Below are 16,037 nucleotides of genomic sequence, written 5' to 3'. Positions count from 1 at the left end.
AAACTAATGTTTTAATATTAATTCATATCCTTTCAAGGTTTCTTGTGCGGTTTTTTCCCAAATATAATCCGTAAGTATTTTTTCCTTTAGTTTTGGATTGAATGTTGAATTGTAAGCTTTATCAATTGCTCTTTTAATTGAATCTACATCGTCTGGTTCACAATAAAATGCATAATCTTCAAAATAGTCATAAGTATCTCCTTTTTTTGTAACAACTATATTGCATCCCATTGCGGCAGCTTCTAAAGAAGATAATCCAGGTGTTTCCATCCAACTTGCTAATACATGTACTTTAGCAACTTTGTATAAATCTCGTAAATCATCATGTGAAATTGCACCTAAAAAAGTTACGTTGTCTCCAGCTTCTTCATGAACTTGTTCAACATACTTTTTTTGATTTTGTGATTCTTTACCTACTAGAACTAACTTATAATTAGTTCCTTTCACTGCTTTTACTAAATTTAATGTTGATTTCCTTCCTTCTATTCTGGCAGCACAAAGTATACAATCTTTGAATTCTGAATATTTATTTGGCTTTTCAGTATCGCTATCAGTAAAAACCGATTTATCAATTGCGTTTGGAATGGAAACAAAATTGTAGTTTTTAAGATTAAATTCAGTTGCAACTCTGTTCATTTCGGAAACTGAATTAGGTAAAAAAACAGATGTGTTATCAACAATCTCTTTCATTAAGCCATAATATCCTTTATAAATCATTTTGAAAACTCCTTTATGAAAACGTTTTTCAAAATAGTGTTTTATTAATGTTTTCAAATAATTTATCTGATATGGAGAGAGAAAATTGGCTACTTTTTGAAAAATTCCACCACGTGCTTTCCTTTCAAATTCGGTATAAAGACCATAAATTGTTGATAAAGCAATTTTTTTATTTTGCTTTTTAGCATTTATCATTTGACGATAAATGTCTTGTGGTTCCATTAAGTTAAACAAATGAACTAAATCATAATCTTTTAAGTCTGGTTCAAATTCTAATGAAACATCAACGGTTACACCTAGTTTTTCAAGAAATTCCTTCGTTTTTAACATTTGAACCATGTCGCCACCTGGAGCATCAAATAAATTGGTTCGAGATTGAAAAAGCACTTTCATTTTAGCAAATTAAGAGTTGCAAATATAGTTTTTATTAGTAGTTTTACACTTCTTAAAATTAGGATTATTCTAATAATGAAAAAAATACTATTCCTATTTGGAACTCGACCAGAGGCTATAAAAATGGCTCCGCTAATTCAATGTTTTTCTAATGATGAATTATTTGATGTAAAAGTTGCTGTTACAGCTCAACATAGAGAAATGTTAGATCAAGTTTTGCATTTTTTTAATATTAATGTTGATTATGATTTGAACATCATGAAGCCTAATCAAACTCTTCATCAGTTAACTGCCGATTTGATTTCGCGTATCACAGATGAAATTTTATTAAAAGAGAATTTTGATTATGTTTTTGTTCAAGGCGATACTACAACAGTTTTAGCATCGTCAATTGCTGCTTTTTATCAGAAAATTAAAATTGTACACATTGAGGCCGGATTAAGAAGTAATGATATGCACTCACCGTTTCCAGAAGAAATGAATAGGGTTTTGACTTCAAACTTAGCTTCTTTTCACTTTTGTCCTACTGAAAATTCTAAAGAAAGTTTAATAAAAGAGAATATCAATAAAAATGTTTTCGTTGTTGGGAATACCGTTATAGACGCTTTGCTTTTAGGATTAGAGAAAGTAAAAATGATAGAAAATCAATTTGTTGAAAAGTATAATTTTATAGATTTTTCAAAAAAGATACTATTAGTTACCTGTCATCGAAGAGAAAATTTTGGAGAACCATTTGAAGATATTTGTGATGCTTTACTTGAAATTTCTTCAACGTATTCAGAAAGTGTTGAAATTGTATATCCTGTTCACCTTAACCCTAATGTTAAGGATATTGCTTATAAAAAACTTATTGCTAAAAACATAAAATTAATCTCACCTCTTGACTATCCTGATCTTATTTGGATGATGAGTAAAAGTAATATAATACTAACCGATTCTGGAGGTATTCAAGAAGAAGCTCCAAGTTTAGGGAAACCTGTTTTGGTTTTAAGATACGTTACAGAAAGAATGGAAGGTGTTGATGCAGGAACAGCAATTTTAGTAGGTTCAGACAAAGAGAAAATTGTTTCAGAAACAAAGAAATTATTAGAAAACAATGACTATTATAATTCCATTTCAAAAGCAACAAATCCTTATGGTGATGGAACTACTAGTGAGAAGATAAAGCAGGCTTTGTTGATGCATTAATTTTATCTTTAAAAAACAATAATGCTCCAAGAATAAAAATAATTATATCTCTAGAATTATATATTCCTGTAATGGTTAGTGTTGTAAAAAAATATAAAATTCCAATTGAAGAGATAAAAGCCGTTGCGTAATTAGAGTTCTTATATATTACTTTATATAAAGAAATTAAAAAACTTAAATAAATTATTAAACCAATAATTCCGGTTTTATAAAAGACATAAGCAAATCCGTTGTGAAGCTCAGAAATGAATTTCATTCCTTTATTTTCTCCTGTAAGTGGTGCTTCAAACTTTAGATTGACTAAAGAACCATAACCCGTTCCAAAAACAAAACTACTTGGATATTCTGTCATTAAATCGAAAGCTCTTTTTGCTTCATATCCACGCCAGTGATCCCATAATTCTTTATGGTTTTCTCTATCTATTCTTGTTTTAAAAATTTCTTCAGGAGCAATTTTTACTTTAAATAAAAATGCTTCTAATCCTGGTTTGCCTCTGTCTATTTTTATGCTATGTAAAAAAATATAAAAGCCAATAATGGCTAATAAAAATATTCCCATTGCTTTTAATCCTTTCATGGTTATTTTGGTATATCCATTGATTGATAATAAAAGTAATATTGCTAAAACCATCATTGTTCTGGATAAATACAAAATACACGATAATAAAAGAACCCAAAAAACTATTCTATAATTTAATTTATTATCAAATAAATTGTCATTTGTTAGTTTTTTGTAAAAAGATAAAAAGAAAAAAGAAAATAACTCTAAGTAGTTATCTCTTCCATATTCTCTTATTTCTGCAACTGTATTGGTTTTACTAAAACCAAAAACAATTATAAAATGAATTATTGCAGAAATAAATCCTACTAAAACAATTGTTTTAGTAAATGTCTTTAAATTATCAATCTTTTTGTAAAACAGATATCCAATAAGCAAACCTATTATTGGTTTCAAAAAATGTGAAATGTCTTTTATTATGTTAAACATTCCAAAATTATTGATAATTGCTCCTATAAATCCAATAAAAAAAAGAAGGAAAAGTGGTGAGATAATTTTATAAAACTGAATATTTACTTTTACTTTTTCATAATAGAAAAATAGTGCTAATAAAAATAATTGTATAATTAAATTTAACTTAAATGATGGCAAGTACAACTGCAATAAAATTACAATTACAAACAAGCCGCTATAAAATTTAGTGGAATTTATTTTCATTTAGGTTTTTTGAGAATTCAAAATTAATCTAAATTCAGAGATGATTTTATTTTTTTTACTAACTTATTTATTTTCAAAGCTGTCATCACCTTTAGTTTTTCTAAACCATTAAAGTGTTTGGAAATATATAATTCATAACCTTTGATTAGCATTGGGTTTTTTGATTTTGTGAAGCCTACAAAATGAATATAACTATAGTTTGTTAAAAACACTCTTGCGCGTCCTTTATTTGCAATCTTTTTACAAAAATCTACATCTTCTACATACATAAAATAATCTTCATCAAATCCGTTTATTTCATTGTAAAGGGTTTTGGTTAGCAATAAGAAAGAGCCTCCAAGCCAATCTACATTATAACTTGATTTTGAAAAATTTCCATTAACAAATTCTTCATCTATTTGGAGAAGTTTCTTCATTAGAAACATATTGATGAAATTAGGAAACACGCCTGCAGCAGGAATGTATTTTTTTTCCTTATTCAACATGTTTATGCCAATTACACCAATATTTGCATTGCTTTTTATGTGATTTAAAACTGGTAATAGATTGTCTAAAACAATAGTATCATTATTAATTAATAATAAAAATTCGCCTTTAGCATATTTGACCGCTTCGTTGTTTCCTTTTCCGAAACCATGATTTATTTTTGACTCAATTAAAATTACTTGAGGATAATTTTCTTTTATAAATAAGCAGCTGTTATCTGAAGAATTATTATCAAGAACAATTATTTCAAATGAAATTCCTTCAAGTTTACAGTATAACGAATCAAGGCAATCTTTAAAATAAATTTGCCCATTATAATTAACTATTATAACTGATAACTCAACTTTCATTTAAAAAAAGGTAAAAAATCCTAATTTCTTTTTAATGTAAATATTACAAATTAGATTCATTAAGACGGTTGAAAACATACTTGCAATTGCAGCTCCTACAATATCATATTTCGGTATTAAAATGTAGCAAAGTAGAATATTTATTACTAAACAAATCAAATTTATTCTTAATAGTGTGTTTTGATTGTTTGACATGTTTAAAATTTGATCGACATTTCCTGATATTGCACTAAAAAAAGAAGCAAAAATTGTTATTGTCAAAACGGTTGATCCTTCTTGATAATTACTTCCTAAAATTGCCAATAAATCTTTGTTGAAAACTAATAAAAACAAAACTATCGGTAGCGTTATAATTGCTGTAAAGTAAGTTGATTGATGTATTATTTTTTTAAGTTCAGCAATTTTATTTTTATGAAAGAGTTCAGCGATTTTTGGACCAATAATAACATTTACAGAAGCTAGGACAAGTAAAACTAAAAGTCCAATTTTATATGAAGCATTATAAATTCCAACGCTTTTTGATGTTGACATTATTCCTAACATAAAAACATTTGTTGTGTTCAATAGAAGTAATAATAATCCACTTGTCATCATTGGTAAAGCATTTTTGATAATCTCTTTATATGAAATAACATTACTTATAATTTTAAATGGCTTGTATATGTATATAATTTCTATTAAAAAAGTTATTAAAAAAGACAAGCCATAAAGCAAGGTGACATTTATATTTTGTATTAGAATTTTTTTACAAATTAGTACTAATAGAATAAAAAAAGTGTTTGGTAAAACAAACATAAATAGCCCAAAGCTGATGAATTTTTTTCTCGCAATAAAAAAGTATAGTATAATTTCATGAAGCAAAAAAGGCAATAAAAAGAGAGCAATATTTTTGAAATCATGTTGTAAGATTTCCTTTGAAAATATGTTTAAAGCTATAAATTTTGAAAAAAAGTAAATTACAATAATTGGAATTATTGAAGTAAACAAAATTAGCTTTATGGCTTTGAATAAAATATTTAATTGAGCCGAATAATCATCTGGATTTGTAGTAGCAACATTTATGATTAATACATTTTGAATACCAAGTGTAAAAATCATGGTTAATACTAAAATCGTTGATTGAACAAGCGAAAAATTTCCATAAGTATCTACATTATAAGCATTAGAAACTAAATCTATAATGTAAAAACTTAGCCCCATGCCGAACATTCTAAACAAAAAAGAAATACCTCCTTTTCCCAAAAGGAATTTTATATTTGAAGTATCTAATGGAAGTAGTGTTTTAATGTTCAAGTCTAGGATTTGTTATTATTACTAATTTTGGAAATTATTTCGGCCACTTCATTAGCCCAATTTTCCCAATTTAATTTATTTAAATACAACGCTCTTGATGATTTACTTAAGGCTTTGTACTTTTCTTTATCTTCAATTAGTTGAACTATTGTATTGTAATATTCTTTTGGACTTGCATTAACATCTAAGCAATAACCATTAATACCATCATAAACAGCATTAGGTATTCCTCCAGTATTTGTCGTTATACTTGGGATTCCATAAGCACTTGCTTCGCAAAAAACTATGCCAAAACATTCTGCTTTACTTGGTAAAAACAAAAAGTGTGTTTGTGAAAGTATGGTATTAAAAGTTGCAAAATCTTCTTTATTATTTTTATTCAAAAAAGGGTAAACCGTCATTTTAGGATGTGAAACTGGCGGAACACATCCACATACAATTAAGTTTATATCGCATCCATTTTCTAGTAACATTTCAAAAGTTTTAAATACTAAATCGCCTCCTTTTCTTAACCATTCGACTCCTAAAAAAAGTAATGTTATTGGTGTTTTATTAGAAATTTCTTTTTCTAAATATACAATATCTTCATTATTTATATTGGCACCAAATGGAATAACGCTTACATTTTGTTCATCAACACCATAATTTTGAACAATATAATTTGCCGCCCATTTTGAAGGATAAATAAAATAATCTGATTTATCAATTGCTTTTTGTTCTATGTAATTAGACTCTTTACTAGAAAATTTAAATAAATTAGAAAAAACATCATAATAACCATTTAATTGTCCAAAGGAAGAATCTGAAAGGTAAATAATTTTTGCATTAGTTTTTATAAATGCTACTTCTGAAGAAGATGCTGGAGCAAAAATTATATCGTATTTTTTTTTATTAATTCTCTTATTGATGGTTAATGATAAAAGGTAACTTCTAACGATGGAGTTATTGTGATTATAACCTTTATTAAATAAAAAACGAGAAATTTTATTTACAATTCCTATTGATTTTAATAAAAAACCATCGATTGGACCAATAACATCAACGGTTACAAAATTATTTTTCAAGGAGTTATACATACAATAATGAATTCCTGACCATGATCTTTTATCATTTGGATCTGTAGAAGTTAGAAAAGCTATTGTAAGATTTGATTTCACTATTGTTTGATATTACTTTTTAAGTCCTTTTTACTATAATCGTTTAAACTTATTTAACTCTTTTTATAATGTAAATAAATCGCTGTTTTTTGTAGTTTATACTTTTATTTTTACTGATAATATCCTTTATCTATGCTTGAAAGAATTAATAATTATTGTTATCAATGTTTCTTAAAAAAGAAAAAGTTATCTTGCTGAGATAACTTTTTAACCTATTCTATTGTGAAAATTATTTTAATAATTTTTGTAATTCAACACCAACTGGTTCCATTGGATATAGTATTGGATCATAAACAACACCTTCTTTAACAACTGGTGTTAATGTTGATAAATCATAATTTAAAGTCATTTGGTCATTTGGTCCAAAAAATTGAAAAAACAAATTACCTTTTGCTTCCCATTTTTTATCAAAGTAATTGACTAAAAAATTGTTTATTTTTATTTCGTTTTGTTTGTTGTTTTCTCCCATATCAATTCGCAAAAAAGTAAACTTCACATCCTCTGGTAACTCAAAAACAACTTTTTGACTGTTTTCACTTCCTTTTACAGGTGTTCTTACAGAAAATTTGTCATTAAAATTTAATGTTCCATCTTCAGTATAAAATAATTGAAAAGTGTCGTCTGTCTTAACTACCATATCAATTGTAACTTTAACTTTACTCTCAACCACTTGAGGTGTTTCAACTTTTAAATCATCAACAGATTTTTCATTTTTACACGATAAAATTGAAATTGACACCAATACTAATAGGAATTTTACTCTTGCTTTCATTTTTTTATTTTTTGCAAATTTATAATTTTTTTATTTTAAAATCACCTCGTGAAAAATATTTTTCAACAAAGCAATATACTAAAATGAAAAAATAGCGACTTCCCATTTCTTTTATTTTTAATTTTGATTCTCCATATTTTCTATTTGTCCAAGAGTTTGGAACAACAGTATAGCTAAATCCTCTTATAATTGCTTTTAATGGCAATTCTATTGTTAAGTTAAAATGTGGAGAGAGGATTGGTTTTACACCATTAATGACTTCTCTTTTATATAATTTAAATGCATTTGTTGTATCGTTGTATTTTATTCTCATTACAAATCTGATTATAAAATTTGCGATTCTATTAATAATCTTTTTTAACCAAGGATAGTCTATTACTTTTCCACCTTTTATAAATCTACTACCAAAAACACAATCATAATTTCCCTCAATCATTGTGGTGTAATATCGAATTAAATCATAAGGCGAATCAGATAAATCAGCCATCATTACTGCTACACAATCTCCAGAATATCTTTCTAACCCATATCTAACAGCGTATCCAAAGCCATTAGGTCCTGAATTAGTTTCGTATTTTAAAGTTGGATATTTTTGAGCTAACATTTCAAGAACCTTCAATGTTCCATCTTTTGAGTTATCATTAACTACAAATATCTCATGATTAATATTTACTTTAGACAGCGCTTCTTCTATTTGATCAATTGTTTCTGAAATTGATTCTTCTTCATTATAAGCTGGAATTACTATACTTAACTTCATTATTGTTTATTAGTTGTTGCTTCAAATATTTGAGTTAAAATATCATTAATGTTATATTTCCATGTCCAATCTGGATAATGTGTTTTAAACTTTGAAACGTCACTAATCCACCAAATATGATCCCCTATTCTATTTGTTTCAGAATATTCATAATTCATTGGCTTACCTGTAATTTTTTCACACATTTCAATTGCTTCTGACATAGAACAATTTGAATGTCTTCCACCACCAGCATTATATACTTCACCTTGACGAGGATTTTGATAAAAATGCCAAAACATATTTACTAAATCCCAACTATGAATGTTATCTCGAACTTGTTTTCCTTGGTAACCAAAAACGGTGTATTTGTCGCCTGTTATTGCACATTTCATTAAATAAGAGAGAAAACCGTGGAGTTGTGTACCTGAGTGATTTGGTCCTGTTAAACATCCTCCGCGAAAAACACCTGTATTCATTCCAAAATATTTTCCATATTCTTGCACTAAAACATCAGCAGCAACTTTTGAAGCTCCAAATAGAGAATGTTTCGTTTGATCAATACTCATTGTTTCGTCGATACCATCTTTGAAATAAGAATGAGATTCATCTATTTCCCATCGCTTATCTAATTCAACTAATGGTAAATAATTAGGAGTGTCTCCATATACTTTGTTAGTTGAAGTAAAAATGAAAGTCGCTTCTGGAGCGTGTAAACGAGTCATTTCTAACATGTTTAATGTTCCGTTTGCATTTACGGTGAAGTCTGTTAATGGTTCGCGTGCTGCCCAATCATGACTTGGCTGTGCTGCTGTATGAACTATTAACTTTATATCCGATTTATGTTTAGAAAACAATTTTTCAAGCTCTTCAATATTTCTTATATCAATAGCGTGATGTTCAAAATTTGGCACATCGTTAATTAATTTTCTGGTATTCCATTCGGTAGAGGCATTTTCACCAAAAAAAACTTGGCGCATATTATTATCTACACCAATTATTTTATCAAATTTATCAGCAAAAAAACCAACTGATTCACTACCTATTAAGCCTGATGAGCCTGTGATTATACAAATTTTCATTATTGTTTTATTTTATATTCTTTTACTCTGATCTTTTCTTTAAAATAATGGTCTTTTACTTTAAAACTAAAACTTTTTATTTGATTTGTTGCATCTAAACTATCGTTTTTTAAAACCTTTTCAAAATCATCAGTGCTTTCAATAAAATGAGTAAAGAAAAGACCTGTTTTTAATTGCGCTTTAGAACTTTTAAAATCAATTAATCTATTGTTGCTCGTTTTTATATTTAGCACAACTTCAGGTGCATATTCCATAAAAGACTTTATTTTTCCATTAACTGAATTATACAATTCAACTTCATAAAAACAATTTTCTTTTATTACTAAAGGCGAATTTAATAATAAAGCATACTCATTTTGCAATATTAAACTAATTGGTTTAAAATCACTTTTTCGTTCCAAAAGTAATAACTTTCTTTCTTGGAAAATGAAGGATTCTACTAGTTGATAATTTTTAAACAAAACTAAATGAACTTTTGATTCGTCGAGCAAAGGATAAGTCGCATTGATTGATTTATAATCAAACAAAACAAATTTTGGCGCTTTTGATGAATTGTAATGATTAAAATTTAAATCTTCAAGATATGGAGTATATGCAGTATATGATTGAATTACAGGTCTTGGTAAATAATTAAGTTTATTTTCATATAATAACTGAATGTTCCAAGGAAAAATATCGATAGTGTTATCTTTTACTTTATTTAAAACTGATTGTGGTAATTGATTATTGTTTGGAAATAATTTAAAAGTTGATGTAGGTGTATAACTTGAATAACTATCTATGTATCCTTTTTTACTAGTTTTATCTTTAATACTGACAAAAAGATTTGGTTCATTATTTGCCACAACATAAACAGGAATTACAAAAATCGGTATAAGAAGTAAATTAATTTTATTCTTAAAAGAAAATTCGAAAAAACAACTCAAACCTAATACTAAAAGTGGAAAGAATTTAAAAAATTCCATAATATGAGGTAAATCTGCTCTTAAAAAGGCTTGTTTATATAAAATAAATAGTCCTGAAAGAAATAATACAAAAACAAAAATGTTTTTAAACAATTTTCCTTTTTCTATGTACATTTTATAAACAAAAAATATTACTGTGATAATAATCAATAATAATGATGTTGGGTGTAATTTTTCATAATCCTCAGCTCTAAGATACATTATTTCGTTATAACCACTAACCATTTCTAATCCTACTTTAATGTAATTTAAAATTGATACATTTAAAATTTGTGAAAATAGAACTATTAATATGATTGGTGATATCAAATAAAATAGTAATAGAGTGATTTTTTCAAGTTTGAAAAATCCTAAATAAATAAGAGAGAAAACAAATAATAAAAAGCAAACTAGTCCTGTATTAAATTTTATAAAAAATAATAGTACAACAATTAATATTTGGAAAACATAATTTATTAAAGCTACTTTATCTGTATTTTTTTTTATCCAAAAAAGAAGAAAAAAGTAAAATACAAGCGCATTTCCACCACCCAAATAATTTGGTAAAAACAAGACAACTAGAGCAATAAAAACAGCAACTATAATTTTGTTTTTACTTTTTGAAAAATTATCATTAAATAAAAAAAATAAATTTATAGCATAAAATAAATCAAATAACAAGAAATAAATAGCTTTACAATTCCAACCCATTTTTATCGCTAAATATGATAACGGACCATAGGTAAATGCTATATCATTTCCCCAATTCAAATTTTGAAAGTTAGCATAGTTTAAAGTTACAGCCCAAGATGGGTCAAGAGAAGCTCCTTCGGAAACAGGATAAATATCTAATGCCAAAAATGATGGAAACAATAAGTATGCACAAATTAATGAAAATACGAATCCTGTTATTTTTATTTTGTCATTTAATAGTTGTTTTATTTTTTCCATACTATTTTAATATTGATTCCAATTGCTTTTCGTTTTCTTTAATCCAATTATAAATATCTTGAAATGTTGTTTCAACCGATTTTTTTGGTTTCCAACCAATTTCAGATTCAATTTTAGAATTATCTGTTACGAAAATTCTTAAATCGGCAGTTCGTGTTTCAGGAATTTCATCAATTTGAATTGTGTTTCCTGATATTTTTTCACAAATAACGGTCATTTCTTTTAATGATGCACTATTTTCTATTCCGCCACCAACATTGTAAATTTTGCCTTCAAATTTTTCTATATTATGGATTTGTAAATCTACTAAATCTACTAAATCATCAACGTGAAGAATATCACGAACTTGTTTTCCTGTTCCGCCATATCCAATATATTTCAACGATTGATTCCAATAGTGTTTTGCCATCCAGAGAGTTACAACTCCTTGGTCTGTTTTACCCATTTGTCTTGGTCCAGCAATAACACCAAATCTTGTAATTGCAGCTTTTAAACCATAAAAAGCAGCATATTCCTGAATAAATAATTCTGAAGATAATTTTGTTGTTCCATAAAAAGATCGCGCGCCATCTAACGATAATCTTTCGGAAATCCCTTTTGGAGAAATTCCATCACTTTTTTGGTTTTCATTAAATATAAATCGAGTATCGTTTTCAGTAAAAGTTGCTTCTTCTATTATTTCAATAGGATAAACTCTACTTGTAGAAAGAAAAATAAGTTTGGATTTGTATTTTACACAAGCGTTAAAACAATTTATTGAACCGTAAAGATTGTTATTAATCACATATGTAGGATCAGAATCTAAACCAGCTGTAACCGATGGTTCGGCAGATGCTTCAATTAAAACATCAAAATTTCCTATGGCAAGAATATCTTCATTGTTACGAATATCACCGTGAATAAACTCTATACCTTGTTTTTGAAAATCAATTAAATTTAATTCAGAACCTCTTCGCTTCAAATTATCAAAAGCAACAATTTCATATCCAGGGTATTTTTTTTTTAGTTGAATACAAAGCGTTGAACCAACAAATCCTGCTCCACCTGTTATAACTATTTTCATTATTTTTAAATTTAATTTTTATTCAACTAAAAAAGACTGCTATATAAAAGCGAATGTTATCTTATTATTTTTTAAAATTTTTAAGCGCTTTAACCATCTTTAAACTGCAATTTAAATTAGGGTCAACTTTTTTTGATTTATCTTTACTTTTATGAATAAAGGTTTGATTATTTTCATTGTATATCAAATCATTATTTATAACAAAATAATCTAATATTTCCTTGCTATTTATTATGATTTTTTTGTCGTTTTTTTCTATTGTTATACTTTTAATATTGATTTCTTTTTGATGAGGATTTTCACCTAAGTCAAGCCTTAAATTAGTAAAATTTAAATTTTCAGGTAAATAAAAAACAACTTTTTGTTTTGTGAGATTTCCTATTATATTTACTTTTTCCGAATTTCCTTCGGTAAAGTTAAATGTATTATCAATAGTGTAAAATAACTGAAACTGATCGTCGTTTTGAACAACAACATCTAATATTATTTTATTGTTTGTGTTATTATAATTTGGTCTAAAATTAGTGTCTAAAACATAATCTAAAACTTTATATTTAGCGAGTTCTTCACTTTCTTTACTTAATATTTCATTTACATTTGAACTCTCTTTTTTATACTTTTCCCTACTTTCCTCCACTATTTTTTTATCCAATTCTACCTCATCTTCTGGGAAAATATCTTCTTTTGTCTTTATTCGTTCATCACCTCGCCATACAAAACCTCGAAGTTTTCTTGCGTTTTCGGGTAAATCTTTTTCTGGATAAATATCACCATCTACATTATTGAAAAAAGTAATTGTTTCTACTTTACTTTTATCATCCATTATCATATTAATCTTGCTACTAACGTTTTTATTGATTCCTATTAGTTCGTTTTTGTCATTTCGCATGTAATAAACAACCTCTGTATTCTTAATTACATCGACTTCATGAAGCTTATTTTCTAAAAATTTTCCATAAAGATTTAAACCTTTTATCTGGTTAAAACCATCACCAATAGTATCTTTTGAAATAATAAAAGTATTGTTTAACACTTTAAGTGAATCTAGTTTTTCTGTTTTATTATCACCTATCAAATGCATTACATCACCTGTAAGTTGGTTTTCAAAATTCCAAAGAATTGGTTTTCCAATAAGTTGCGTTAAAGCTCTCTTTTGGTCGGAATGAATAGAATCACATTTACCACTTAAATCTGTTTTGAAAAATCTAACGTTTTTTTGTCCTCTCACAATTCGTTCGCCTGTTTTTCCGGTTAAATACAACTTTTTAGCGTGAACAAACATCGAATCGTTTTCAACTTTATAGCGTATTGAAGCGTGCTTAGTCATGTAAACAGAGTCCTTTTGTTTAAAAACTTCGCCATAATGTCCTTTGATGATGGCTTTATTAATGGAATCTGTAATTTTTACATTATTAGTTCCAGAGGCATATTCAATTTTTCTATCGTAATATAAACTGTCTCCTTCTATCAATCTGTCTTTGTATTTTATATACGATTTTTGGAGAAAATGTCCTGTATTGTTCTTGCTGTTATAATGTCCGTTTTCTGTATAAATAAAGGTTTCTTTACTTACAATAGTTGACGGTCCTTTTAAATCGGAATTGCCTTGGGTTGTTTTGTAATCTAAATGATTTGTCTTTATAGTATATTCTGGGTTTTTTAACTCAACAGCAGATAAAAATTGGTATTTTTTTTCCTTTAAATAATAACGTCCTGCTTTACTTTTTAAAGTGTTATTTTTATTTACAATGGTTCCGTTTGAATTAAAATAAGCTTCTTGAGTGTTTCGGTCAAAGTGAATAGTATCGGTTGTCATTGTTGACTCTGGTGAAGTCATAACTACATTTCCTGCTGCAAATGCTTTTTTGATATTTCCATTATACTCGGCATATTTACTGTTTAAATAAAGTGTGTCGCCTTGCACCATTTGAACATCTCCAAATGCTTTTATGTAGTTTTCTTTTTGATAATAATAGGCTTTGTTGCAAGTCATTGTTGCTCCATCATGACTAAGTCTCACATTACCTGTTAAAAGTACAGCGTCTGGAACTTCATATTGATTAATGTCTGAGTAATCAGTATGTTCAATAACAATTGTTTTTGCTTTTTGGGCAAATACAAATGCAATGTTCATCATTAGAAAACTCAGTATAAATATCGTCTTTTTCAAAAGTACTGTTTTGTTGGTAAAATTATATTTTATGAATTCATAAACTCCTAAATAAAATTTAAATTTTACATGCTTTTAAACTTTCTTTCCAATCCTTAATTTCAACTTGAAAAAACTTTTTTATTTTAGTTTTATCTAAAACACTATAAGCTGGGCGTTTTGCTGGTGTTGGAAAACTTGTTGTTGGTATAGCGCTTAAATTTATATTGACATTATTTATTTCAAATATTTCCTTAGCAAAATCATACCATGAACATCTTCCTTCGTTTGAGAAGTTATAGATTCCGAAAATATTGCGAGTTTCGGGTTGCGAGTTTTGGGTTTTTATTATAATTGAAATCAAAACTTCGGCTAAATCTACTGCGTTTGTTGGTGTTCCAATTTGGTCATTTACTACTGATAAACTATCTCTTTCGGAAGCTAAACGAAGCATGGTTTTCATGAAGTTATTTGCGAATTGCGAATAAACCCAAGAGGTTCTTATAATGAAATAATTATCAAATGTTTCTTGAATCGCTTTTTCTCCTTGTAATTTTGTCAAACCATAAACTCCTGTTGGATTTGGTGTGTCTTCCTCTTTATAAGCCGTTTTATTAGTGCCATCGAAAACAAAATCAGTAGAAATGTGAAGTAAAATAGTGTCGTATTCTTTACAAACCTCAGCTAGATTTTTTGCGCCAATAACATTTATTAATTGTGCTTTTTCAGGTTCGCTTTCAGCTTTATCAACTGCTGTGTAAGCTGCTGCGTTTATGCAATAGTCTGGTTTAAATTGTTTAAAACTTTGTTTAATATTGTTTAAATCCGTTATATCTAAACGAGTTGAATCACAAAAAACAAAATCTATTTCTGGATAATTTCCTGAAATAGATTGTAACGCTTGTCCTAGTTGTCCGTTTGCTCCTGTTACTAAAACTACCATACTTTTTTAGCGTTTTTTAAATTGGGAAGCTGTTGGTCTTTCTCAGATATAATTAGTTCATCAACATCAAATTGCCAATCAATATTGATATCTGAATCGTTATATTTTATTCCGCCTTCGCTTTCTTTGTTATAAAAATTATCACATTTATAAAAGAAGGCGGCTTTTTCACTCAAAACCAAAAATCCATGAGCAAATCCTCTTGGAATAAAAAACTGTTTTTGGTTATCGCCTGAAAGTAAAATAGCGATATGCTGCCCAAAAGTTTCAGAATCTGGTCTTATGTCTACTGCAACATCAAGCACTTCACCATTTAAAACTCTTACAAGTTTTGCTTGAGCATGTTCTCCTGTTTGATAATGCAATCCTCTAATTACTCCTCTCGAAGAATAGGATTGATTATCTTGAACAAAATGTACTTTTTCTCCTGTTCCTTTTTCAAAAGTTTGTTCATTAAAGCTTTCCATAAAAAAACCTCTTTCGTCTTTTATGATTTTGGGTTCTATAATAAAACAACCTTTGAGTTTAGTTTCTGTAAAAATCATGTCAAATGTCAAATTCAATGTCAAATTACTTCGTCTGTTCGAGCATAGC

At 27.6% G+C, this 16,037-nt stretch carries 14 protein-coding genes; 1 reads left to right on the top strand and 13 read right to left on the bottom strand.

The annotated features are described in order from the left end of the window. Nucleotides 1-3: 3 nt before the first annotated feature. Entirely contained in the window at nt 4-1,110 is a 1,107-nt protein-coding gene (locus tag ABD766_RS06085) for a glycosyltransferase family 4 protein (RefSeq protein ID WP_344815832.1), read from the bottom strand. Nucleotides 1,111-1,185: 75 nt separating this feature from the next. On the opposite strand from ABD766_RS06085, the gene wecB reads away from it, so the two are divergent. After that, the gene (wecB, locus tag ABD766_RS06080) at nt 1,186-2,298 is read left to right on the top strand and encodes a non-hydrolyzing UDP-N-acetylglucosamine 2-epimerase (RefSeq protein ID WP_344815831.1); all 1,113 of its coding nucleotides are present in this window, start codon (nt 1,186-1,188) and stop codon (nt 2,296-2,298) included. On the opposite strand, the gene ABD766_RS06075 is transcribed toward wecB, so the two are convergent. The 12 genes from ABD766_RS06075 to rfbC form a co-directional block, all read right to left on the bottom strand. Further along, nucleotides 2,261-3,514, bottom strand: a complete 1,254-nt coding sequence (locus tag ABD766_RS06075; RefSeq protein ID WP_344815830.1) for an O-antigen ligase family protein — start codon at nt 3,512-3,514, stop codon at nt 2,261-2,263. The genes wecB and ABD766_RS06075 overlap by 38 nt on opposite strands. 23 nt (nt 3,515-3,537) lie before the next feature. Next, nucleotides 3,538-4,350, bottom strand: a complete 813-nt coding sequence (locus ABD766_RS06070; RefSeq protein WP_344815829.1) for a glycosyltransferase family 2 protein — start codon at nt 4,348-4,350, stop codon at nt 3,538-3,540. Continuing rightward, a complete protein-coding gene (locus tag ABD766_RS06065; RefSeq protein WP_344815828.1) occupies nt 4,351-5,643 on the bottom strand; it encodes an oligosaccharide flippase family protein in 1,293 nt (430 codons plus the stop codon). 2 nt (nt 5,644-5,645) lie between these two features. Then, nucleotides 5,646-6,800, bottom strand: a complete 1,155-nt coding sequence (locus ABD766_RS06060) for a glycosyltransferase family 4 protein (RefSeq protein ID WP_344815827.1) — start codon at nt 6,798-6,800, stop codon at nt 5,646-5,648. A gap of 229 nt (nt 6,801-7,029) precedes the next feature. Then, nucleotides 7,030-7,572, bottom strand: a complete 543-nt coding sequence (locus ABD766_RS06055) for a hypothetical protein (protein WP_344815826.1) — start codon at nt 7,570-7,572, stop codon at nt 7,030-7,032. A gap of 19 nt (nt 7,573-7,591) precedes the next feature. Beyond that, nucleotides 7,592-8,332, bottom strand: a complete 741-nt coding sequence (locus ABD766_RS06050) for a glycosyltransferase family 2 protein (protein WP_344815825.1) — start codon at nt 8,330-8,332, stop codon at nt 7,592-7,594. Then, nucleotides 8,332-9,393 (bottom strand): NAD-dependent epimerase/dehydratase family protein, encoded by a 1,062-nt coding sequence (locus ABD766_RS06045; RefSeq protein WP_344815824.1) that lies wholly within the window; start codon nt 9,391-9,393, stop codon nt 8,332-8,334. The genes ABD766_RS06050 and ABD766_RS06045 overlap by 1 nt, the downstream gene beginning before the upstream one ends. Further along, nucleotides 9,393-11,288, bottom strand: coding sequence for an LTA synthase family protein (locus ABD766_RS06040; RefSeq protein WP_344815823.1), 1,896 nt, complete (start codon nt 11,286-11,288; stop codon nt 9,393-9,395). Before ABD766_RS06040 ends, ABD766_RS06045 begins: the two co-directional genes overlap by 1 nt. A 1-nt stretch (nt 11,289) precedes the next feature. Beyond that, on the bottom strand, nt 11,290-12,351 hold the full coding sequence (locus ABD766_RS06035; RefSeq protein WP_344815822.1) for an NAD-dependent epimerase/dehydratase family protein: 1,062 nt from the start codon (nt 12,349-12,351) through the stop codon (nt 11,290-11,292). Between the two features lie 64 nt (nt 12,352-12,415). Continuing rightward, a complete protein-coding gene (locus ABD766_RS06030; protein WP_344815821.1) occupies nt 12,416-14,488 on the bottom strand; it encodes an OstA-like protein in 2,073 nt (690 codons plus the stop codon). Between the two features lie 91 nt (nt 14,489-14,579). After that, nucleotides 14,580-15,443 (bottom strand): dTDP-4-dehydrorhamnose reductase, encoded by an 864-nt coding sequence (gene rfbD, locus ABD766_RS06025; protein WP_344815820.1) that lies wholly within the window; start codon nt 15,441-15,443, stop codon nt 14,580-14,582. After that, complete coding sequence (gene rfbC / locus ABD766_RS06020; RefSeq protein ID WP_344815819.1) at nt 15,437-15,988, bottom strand: dTDP-4-dehydrorhamnose 3,5-epimerase; 552 nt, start codon at nt 15,986-15,988, stop codon at nt 15,437-15,439. The genes rfbD and rfbC overlap by 7 nt, the downstream gene beginning before the upstream one ends. Nucleotides 15,989-16,037: the final 49 nt, after the last annotated feature.

It is taken from the genome of Flavobacterium cheonanense (assembly GCF_039539185.1).
Lineage (GTDB): Bacteria > Bacteroidota > Bacteroidia > Flavobacteriales > Flavobacteriaceae > Flavobacterium > Flavobacterium cheonanense.
This window is presented reverse-complemented; position numbering and strand designations above follow the sequence as displayed.

Bases quoted from the DNA above. Each gene is read 5' to 3' on its own strand.
- ABD766_RS06085 (WP_344815832.1), bottom strand. From the start codon at position 1,110: ATGAAAGTGCTTTTTCAATCTCGAACCAATTTATTTGATGCTCCAGGT.
- wecB (WP_344815831.1), top strand. From the start codon at position 1,186: ATGAAAAAAATACTATTCCTATTTGGAACTCGACCAGAGGCTATAAAA.
- ABD766_RS06075 (WP_344815830.1), bottom strand. From the start codon at position 3,514: ATGAAAATAAATTCCACTAAATTTTATAGCGGCTTGTTTGTAATTGTA.
- ABD766_RS06070 (WP_344815829.1), bottom strand. From the start codon at position 4,350: ATGAAAGTTGAGTTATCAGTTATAATAGTTAATTATAATGGGCAAATT.
- ABD766_RS06055 (WP_344815826.1), bottom strand. From the start codon at position 7,572: ATGAAAGCAAGAGTAAAATTCCTATTAGTATTGGTGTCAATTTCAATT.
- ABD766_RS06050 (WP_344815825.1), bottom strand. From the start codon at position 8,332: ATGAAGTTAAGTATAGTAATTCCAGCTTATAATGAAGAAGAATCAATT.
- ABD766_RS06045 (WP_344815824.1), bottom strand. From the start codon at position 9,393: ATGAAAATTTGTATAATCACAGGCTCATCAGGCTTAATAGGTAGTGAA.
- ABD766_RS06040 (WP_344815823.1), bottom strand. From the start codon at position 11,288: ATGGAAAAAATAAAACAACTATTAAATGACAAAATAAAAATAACAGGA.
- ABD766_RS06035 (WP_344815822.1), bottom strand. From the start codon at position 12,351: ATGAAAATAGTTATAACAGGTGGAGCAGGATTTGTTGGTTCAACGCTT.
- ABD766_RS06030 (WP_344815821.1), bottom strand. From the start codon at position 14,488: ATGATGAACATTGCATTTGTATTTGCCCAAAAAGCAAAAACAATTGTT.
- rfbD (WP_344815820.1), bottom strand. From the start codon at position 15,443: ATGGTAGTTTTAGTAACAGGAGCAAACGGACAACTAGGACAAGCGTTA.
- rfbC (WP_344815819.1), bottom strand. From the start codon at position 15,988: ATGATTTTTACAGAAACTAAACTCAAAGGTTGTTTTATTATAGAACCC.